The sequence below is a fragment of the Tibeticola sp. genome, from assembly GCF_022759015.1.
GTDB classification, from domain to species: domain Bacteria; phylum Pseudomonadota; class Gammaproteobacteria; order Burkholderiales; family Burkholderiaceae_C; genus Tibeticola; species Tibeticola sediminis.
In genome coordinates, this window is sequence record NZ_JAEMQB010000080.1 from 19,940 (window position 1) to 27,240 (window position 7,301).

At 65.0% G+C, this 7,301-nt stretch carries 8 protein-coding genes; all 8 read right to left on the minus strand.

Going from position 1 to position 7,301, the window contains the following annotated elements:
• Nucleotides 1-41: 41 nt before the first annotated feature.
• Nucleotides 42-755, minus strand: coding sequence for a transposase (locus JHC36_RS04825; protein ID WP_287916538.1), 714 nt, complete (start codon nt 753-755; stop codon nt 42-44).
• Between the two features lie 51 nt (nt 756-806).
• The gene (locus JHC36_RS04830; protein ID WP_287916540.1) at nt 807-1,724 is read right to left on the minus strand and encodes a class I SAM-dependent methyltransferase; all 918 of its coding nucleotides are present in this window, start codon (nt 1,722-1,724) and stop codon (nt 807-809) included.
• Nucleotides 1,721-2,338 (minus strand): DUF1415 domain-containing protein, encoded by a 618-nt coding sequence (locus JHC36_RS04835; RefSeq protein ID WP_287916543.1) that lies wholly within the window; start codon nt 2,336-2,338, stop codon nt 1,721-1,723. Before JHC36_RS04835 ends, JHC36_RS04830 begins: the two co-directional genes overlap by 4 nt.
• Nucleotides 2,339-2,363: 25 nt before the next feature.
• On the minus strand, nt 2,364-3,551 hold the full coding sequence (locus JHC36_RS04840) for a deoxyguanosinetriphosphate triphosphohydrolase (protein ID WP_287916546.1): 1,188 nt from the start codon (nt 3,549-3,551) through the stop codon (nt 2,364-2,366).
• Between the two features lie 85 nt (nt 3,552-3,636).
• Complete coding sequence (gene aroB, locus JHC36_RS04845) at nt 3,637-4,761, minus strand: 3-dehydroquinate synthase (protein WP_287916549.1); 1,125 nt, start codon at nt 4,759-4,761, stop codon at nt 3,637-3,639.
• A gap of 9 nt (nt 4,762-4,770) precedes the next feature.
• Complete coding sequence (locus JHC36_RS04850) at nt 4,771-5,334, minus strand: shikimate kinase (protein WP_287916552.1); 564 nt, start codon at nt 5,332-5,334, stop codon at nt 4,771-4,773.
• A 36-nt stretch (nt 5,335-5,370) separates the two neighbouring features.
• Complete coding sequence (locus JHC36_RS04855; RefSeq protein ID WP_287916555.1) at nt 5,371-6,480, minus strand: hypothetical protein; 1,110 nt, start codon at nt 6,478-6,480, stop codon at nt 5,371-5,373.
• A 42-nt stretch (nt 6,481-6,522) separates the two neighbouring features.
• Nucleotides 6,523-7,301 (minus strand): secretin GspD/PilQ domain-containing protein (locus tag JHC36_RS04860; RefSeq protein WP_503006874.1); only part of this gene is annotated, 779 nt, incomplete at its 5' end.

Sequence of the window (7,301 nt, forward strand, 5' to 3'; positions counted from 1 at the left end):
AATTAAATAGCAAGAAACCCACGATTCACGCCGGCTTTCGGCTATTTTTGATCCTGTTTTTTGGCCTCGGGGAGCTTGCGCGGTCGTCCTGGCTTTCCCGGCAGCACGCGCCGACCGGCCTGTGTCTGCAAGCGAGCCAGGAAATCCTCTGTGCCCAGTGCCCAACCGGATCGCAGCGTCCGATCGAGCCTCGCCTGCTCCGCGAGCGACAAACCAGCCGACACCCGCCGCGCATAGGCGGCCTCGCGAGCAAACGGTGTGTTCCCGAGCGACCAATAGACCGCCGGCGGCGTGAGGATCGGCTGCGTCCGCTGCCCGGCGTAGACGCCGTGACTCGACCAGGGCCAGGCAGCGGGCTCGGACGCGAGGCCGGCGCGCACCGGCGCGAGGTCCATATGGACCATGCAGTCGAGCAAAACTTCCGCTGGCTCCACAACCGTCGAACGAAAGCGCCCTTCCCACAAGGTGCCGCTGCGGCCATGCGCCTGGTTGAACACCCGCACATAGCGCCGCCCCAGCGACTGCATCAAGCGCGCCAGCGCCCGCTCATCGGGCGGCGTCAACAAAAGCCGGAATTCCGCCTCCAGCAAGACATAGGCGTGCAAAGCGACGCGCGACTCGATCACCGCGTCGCCCAGGAGGCGCAAAAACGCTACACGATCGGCGTCGGACAGAAACACCGCCTGCCCGTTGTTCCCCCGTTGCAACACATGGTGCGGGTGATGCGGCACAGACAGTCGCGGCATGCGGGCCATGATCGATTCCGAAGCGTCTCACCCAGACAAGGCGCCGCAGGCCTCAGTCTCTCACCCGACTGAAGCCCGGGGCGCGCGGCCGATCGGGCCCTCCTGCGGTGGCAACGCAAAGCGCGTTTGCGCCAACACCGAGAGGCCGAATTCGTCGAGGATGGCGCGCAGGCGCTCGGCGGCGCTGCGTTTGCGCTGGCCGGTGTATTTCGCCAGGATCAGCTCGTTTTTGAGGCTGTGCTCCCAGCCGACGAGTTCCGTGACCGTGACCTGGTATCCGCAAGCCTCGAGGTAGAGGCAACGCAGCACGTTGGTGAGCTGGCTGCCGAGTTCGCGCGTGTGCAGGGGATGCCGCCAAAGCTCAGCGAGCGGCGTGCGCGCGAGGTTCAGCGCCTTGTGGGCGTTGAGGTGCCGGGCGACTTCGGCCTGGCAGCACGGCACCAGCACCATGGCGCGCGCCTGCCGCCGCAGGCCAAAGGCGATGGCGTCGTCGGTCGCGGTGTCGCAGGCATGCAGCGCCGTGACCACATCGAAATGCGCGGGCAAGGACGGCGACTGCGTCGCCTCGGCCACGGAGAGGTTCAGGAACTCCATGCGCGCAAAACCCAGCCGCTCGGCCAGGGCGCGCGAACGCTCCACGAGCTCGGTGCGGGTTTCGATGCCATAGACGCGGCCCTCCGCTCGGTGCTTGAAGTAGAGGTCGTACAGAATGAAGCCGAGGTAGGACTTGCCCGCGCCATGATCGGCGAGACGAAGGCCACCCTCGGATGGCGGCAACTCATCGAGCAGCTTCTCGATGAACTGCACCAGGTGATAAACCTGCTTGAGCTTGCGGCGCGAGTCCTGATTGATGCGCCCCTCGCGCGTGAGGATGTGCAATTCCTTGAGCAGTTCGAGGGACTGGCCGGGGCGCAAGCCCAACTGTGCGGCCACATCGCCTGCGGCTGATGCAGCGTTGGAAGTCTTGGTTTTCTTCATGGCCCGAGCTTGCCACAGGCGCTCGGCCCGGCGTCAGGGCGCGCAGGTGGCAAGCGCGGCCCGACATCGAGCGCGGCCCAGCCCTGCGGCCCGAGCTGCTCGAGCGTGTCGATGTTGACCTGATAGATGGCCTCGGCGTCGGGAAACGCCTCGACCGCACGGTCGATGCTGGCTTCGCGGATCAGGTGCAGGGTCGGATACGGGGCGCGATTGGTCGCATTGGTGATGTCGTCCGCATCGGTGCCGGCGAACTGAAACCGCGGATGAAACGGCGCGATCTGCAGTACGCCCTCCAAACCGAGCCGCGCGAGCAGCCGATCTGCGTCGTCGAGAAAATCATTGAACGCGTAAAAATCCGGATACGCCCAGGGCGCAATCACCAGCGTCGTGTCCCGCACGGCCGGGTCCGCGGCGGCCAGGGCCTGCAACTCGGCCTCGAGCACGTCGAGCAAGTCCGCGCCGCCCCGCGCGGCCGTGACCGCGTAGTGAATCTGCCCCTTGACATGCACCGCCTTGGCAAACGGACAGAGGTTGAGCCCGATCACCGCGCGCTCGAGCCAACGCCGGGTGTCGGCAATCGCCTGTTCTAGATCCGTTTCAACGAGGGCATCCATGGCGTTCCTCTTGAAGCAAAGCCTCTCACTGCGTGGCAGCCAGCGCGAACAGCCGCTCGCCGGTGAGGCGCTCGTGTTCACGCGCCGCATAACGGTCGGTCATGCCGGCGATGTAGTCGGCAACCGCCCGGGCGCGCACGGCGTCGGCATCGGGCCCATACGCGCGGGCCGCGCGCTCGGCAAAGTGCGGCGCCATCTGCGCCGGGTCTTGCAGATAGGCATCGAACAGCTCGCGCACGACGCGCCGCGCCCGGTCGGTGGTGTCGACGACGCGCGGGTGGCGGTAGAGCCGCTGCAGCAAAAAGCGCTTGAGCACGGCGGTATCCTCGCGCATCGCCGCACTGAAGCGCACCAGCGGGGGCGCACGGCGCACATCGTCGATGCTCACGACCCGGGCCGCGTCGATCGCAGCCCGGGTGTGGTCGATCAGGTCATAGACCTGGGCACTGAGCATGCGGCGGATCGTCTCGTAGAGCTGGCGCCGCCCGTCGAGCGCGGGGTATTCGGCCAAGACTTCGGCCTGAAAGCGCGCCAACAGCGGCACGTCGGCCAAATCGTCGAGACGGATGAGGCCGGAGCGCACGCCGTCGTCGATGTCGTGCGCGTTGTAGGCAATCTCATCGGCCAGGTTGCACAGCTGCGCTTCGAGGCTGGGCTGCGTGCCGTCGAGAAAGCGGCGGCCGACACCGCCCGGCTCTTCGCGCTCGAGCCGCTCGGCATTGCGGCGCGAGCAGTGCTTGAGGATGCCCTCCCGGGTCTCGAAGCACAGATTGAGCCCATCCCAACTGGGGTAGCGGTGTTCCAGCTCGTCCACCACGCGCAGGCTTTGCAGGTTGTGCTCGAAGCCGCCCCAATCGCGCCCGGGCCCGCTCATGCAGGCATGCAGCGCATCCTGCCCGGCATGACCGAAGGGCGTGTGGCCCAGATCGTGCGCAAGGGCAATCGCCTCGACCAGGTCTTCGTTGAGCGCCAGCGTGCGCGCCACCGACCGCCCGAGCTGCGCCACCTCGAGTGAATGCGTCAGCCGCGTGCGAAACAGGTCGCCTTCATGGTTGAGGAAGACCTGGGTTTTGTAGACCAGACGCCGGAACGCCGACGAATGCACGATGCGATCGCGGTCGCGCTGGAACGCGCTGCGCGTGGGCGCAGGCGGCTCCGGCACACGACGGCCGCGGGTGCGGTCCGGATGCGCGGCGTAAGGGGCCAGATTCATCACAAAAATCGGGATTTGCCTGCGTAATACGGTACTTTTCTGCTCTTATTGTGAGAGCGATTTCAGGTGCCGCATCCAGCCGCCCTCAAGCGCAGCTACAGGCATCGATGACTTCCCGCACCAGCGCGTCCGGCGCCGAACGAACGACTGCCCGCCCTGCCCCATCGATGAGGACGAAGCGAATCTCGCCCGCTTCGGCCTTCTTGTCGACCCGCATCAAGGCCAGATAGCGTCCGGCATTGTCGGTGGCGTCGAGTTGCGGCGCGCGCACCGGCAAACCCGCGCGTTCGATGAGGCTCGTGAGCCGCGCCACAAAGGCGGCATCGACCAAGCCCAGGCGCGCCGAGAGATGCGCGGCCAACACCATGCCGCAACCCACCGCCTCGCCGTGCAGCCACGTCCCGTAGCCCAGCCCCGCCTCGATCGCGTGGCCAAAGGTGTGACCGAAATTGAGGATCGCGCGCAGGCCCGACTCCCGCTCGTCCTGGCCGACCACCTCGGCCTTGATTTCACAACTGCGGCGCACTGCGTGCGCCAAGGCTTCGGGGTCACGCTGCCGCAGCCCCTCGATGTGCGCGTCGAGCCAGTCCAAGAAACCGACATCGGCGATCGGCCCGTATTTGATGACTTCGGCGAGCCCGGCGCTGAGCTCGCGCTCGGGCAAGGTCGCCAAGGTGTCGAGATCACAGACGACCAAGCGCGGCTGGTAGAACGCACCGATCATGTTCTTGCCCGCGGGATGGTTGATCCCGGTCTTGCCGCCCACCGAAGAATCCACCTGGGCGAGCAAGGTCGTCGGCACCTGCACGAACGGCACACCGCGCATGTAAGACGCCGCCGCAAACCCGGTCATGTCGCCCACCACCCCGCCGCCCAGGGCATAGAGCACCGTCTTGCGGTCGCAGCCTTGGGCGAGCAAGGCGTCAAAGATTTGGTTCAGCGTTTCCCAGGTCTTGTAGCCCTCGCCGTCCGGCAGCGCCACCGTGTGCACGCGCCGGTGTCGCGGCGCCAAGCTCCGGGCGAGCCGCTCGGCATAGATCGGGCCCACCGTCGTATTCGTCACGATCATCGCGTCGCTGGACGAGGGCACGTCTTCAAAAGTGCCGGCCTCGTCGATCAGGCCACGCCCGATGAGGATGGGATAACTGCGGTCGCCGAGGGAAATCTCGACCCGCTCCAGCGGGTGGTGGGAGGGTGTCGCGGTCAGCATGGGCTGAGTTTATCGCCCCAACGCTGGCCCTGTTCCGCCTGCCGCCGGCTGCGGCGCCAGCTCGAGTTGCATCAGGATCATGTTGACCAGCATCGCCACCGAGGGCCGGCCAGTTTCCAGAACGTCGTGCGCCGTCTCGCGATACAGTGGGTCGCGCGCGGCATGCAGTTCACGCAGCCGTTTGAGCGGATCGTCCACCTGCAACAGCGGGCGCTGGGTGTCGCGCCGCAAACGGCGGGCCAGGTCCTCGGGCCGCGCGTGCAGGTAAATGACCCGGCAACGCTCGTGCAAACGCGCCCGGTTTTCGGGCCGCAAAACCGCACCGCCCCCGGTGGACAACACCCCAGGCCCCGAGCGTGTCAGGGCATCGATGACTTCCGCCTCGATATCGCGGAAACGCGCCTCGCCCTGCTCCTCGAAGAACTGCCGAATCGAGCACCCCATGCGCCGCTCGATCTCCTGGTCCGAGTCCAGAAACGGCAGCTGCAGCCGCCGCGCCAGCATCCGCCCGACCGTGGTCTTGCCACTGCCGGGCAGGCCGATGAGGGCGAGCAGGTGCTGTCGCGTCGTCAACGGTACCCCCAAGTCAACACCCGCAGCGTTTCAAGGTTAGGGTGCGACCACTGTCACCGTGAACGTCAAAGATACACCCGGCTGAGCGCTGTCGGTCACGATAATGTCCGTCGTCCCCACAGCAACCCCATGCACCGCCGCGATGCCATTCGCATCCAAACGTTCCGACACTGTCGCGATGTCAGTGCGCGAACTCACTAAACGGATCGTGCCATTCGCGGCTTGCCCTTGAATCAGCACAGACGCGTCACTGCCTCGAGTGACGGTCACCGACGCCGGAACTGCCTTTAGATTTCCGCATCCTGAGGGATTGTCCGTGATCGTAATCGCGGACGTGGCGTGCGCGCCATTGGCATCCCGAATTTCGACCGTCACCGGGCTATCAGCGTTGACACAGCGGTTCCCCTTCGTGCCGGTCAGCAAAGTAACCGTGTTGCCCGTCACCGTGTTCGCCGAGGGCTGCAGCAAGGTCAAGTCACTGGTGCGCACCGTGTAGGACGAAGTGCCTCCGGAAATGAGCAGCGACAGCGGCTCGGTCGAGGTTTCACTGATCGTCATCGCAGCGGGAGCCAGGTTGAATTGCGGCGAACCTGCCAGGGTGGTAACGGTCATCTTGGCCTGTTGACCCCGAGCATCGAGCACGACCACATCGAATGGGCCACCGACCGACAGCGTTTTGAGCGTCAACTCATTTCCGACGATCGTGCCTTTGAGCGCGATATCAAGCGCCGAAACCCGATACGGCGGCGTGCCGCCGGAGATCAAGACTTTGACGGTGTCACCCACATAAGTCTGAACGGAACTCATCGAAAGCGTGAGCGGGTCGCCGACGGTGATCGCGACCGCAACCGAACCGCCGTTGCGGTCTCGGATGGTCACGGTGGCATTGCCTTGGCCGACGGAATTCAGAATCAAAGTTTGGTCGCTGACGCTGGCGTTGAGCACCCGGACATCGCTGCTGCTCACGCTGTAGGGTGCGACGCCGCCGAAAACACTGTAAGACTGAACCACACCCAAGGGCATGGAAAGGGTCGCGGGCGCCGTCGTTTGAACCGTCGGCGTTTTCGGGTCCGAACCCGAGGAGCCGCCACCTCCGCCGCAGGCCGATACCAATACTGCGGCCAACAGGGCCCCCATCCAGTGCATGTCTCATGAGCGGGTCTTCCTCAAAATCAATCGAATCGATGTTCAGCGCACGGCTGCGCGATCGGAAATCATTTTCGGGGTGATGAACACCAGCATTTCCTGCTTGTTCGCGCTGCGCGAGCGGCTCTTGAACAAATTGCCCACCGCCGGAATGTCGCCCAGCAGAGGCACCTTGGTTTCACTTTCGGTCTCGTTGAGCTCGAAGATACCGCCAATCACGACCGTGCCGCCATTTTCGACCAGCACCTGCGTTTTGATGTGCTTGGTGTTGATTGCAAATCCCGACGCCGTCGCCTGCCCGACCGAGTCCTTGTTGACGTCGAGGTCGAGAATGATATTGCCTTCAGGCGTGATCTGCGGCGTGACTTCCAGCTTCAAATTCGCCTTGCGGAAGGCGATAGCCGTCGCCCCGCTCGAAGTGGCGACCTGGTAGGGGAGCTCCGTCCCTTGCTCGATCAAGGCTTTGGTTTGATCGGCTGTGACCACGCGCGGGCTGGAGACCACCTTGCCTTTGCCGTCCGCCTCCAGCGCGGAAATTTCCAAGTTCAGGAAACGGTTCGCCGCCGCGCTGAACAAGGAGATGGCAAACGTGGCGGGGTTGTAGCCGTTTTGCCCAATCGCCGGCAAATTCACGAAGGTCGTGTTGGCGGCATCGAGCGCGGTGCTGGTCTGCCCGGTCGTGCCGTAGATCGCAGCATCCGTACCGCCCCGTGCGATTCGGTTGTTGTTCCCCAGCGAATAGCCTGGATCGCCGCCGCGCACGCCCCGCAAGTCGCTACCTCCGAGTTTCACCCCCAGCGAGCGCCCAAACGTATCCGACG

Coding starts and splice junctions, on each gene's coding strand:
- JHC36_RS04825 (WP_287916538.1), bottom strand. CDS start 755: ATGGCCCGCATGCCGCGACTGTCTGTGCCGCATCACCCGCACCATGTG.
- aroB (WP_287916549.1), bottom strand. CDS start 4,761: ATGCTGACCGCGACACCCTCCCACCACCCGCTGGAGCGGGTCGAGATT.
- JHC36_RS04835 (WP_287916543.1), bottom strand. CDS start 2,338: ATGGATGCCCTCGTTGAAACGGATCTAGAACAGGCGATTGCCGACACC.
- JHC36_RS04830 (WP_287916540.1), bottom strand. CDS start 1,724: ATGAAGAAAACCAAGACTTCCAACGCTGCATCAGCCGCAGGCGATGTG.
- JHC36_RS04855 (WP_287916555.1), bottom strand. CDS start 6,480: ATGCACTGGATGGGGGCCCTGTTGGCCGCAGTATTGGTATCGGCCTGC.
- JHC36_RS04840 (WP_287916546.1), bottom strand. CDS start 3,551: ATGAATCTGGCCCCTTACGCCGCGCATCCGGACCGCACCCGCGGCCGT.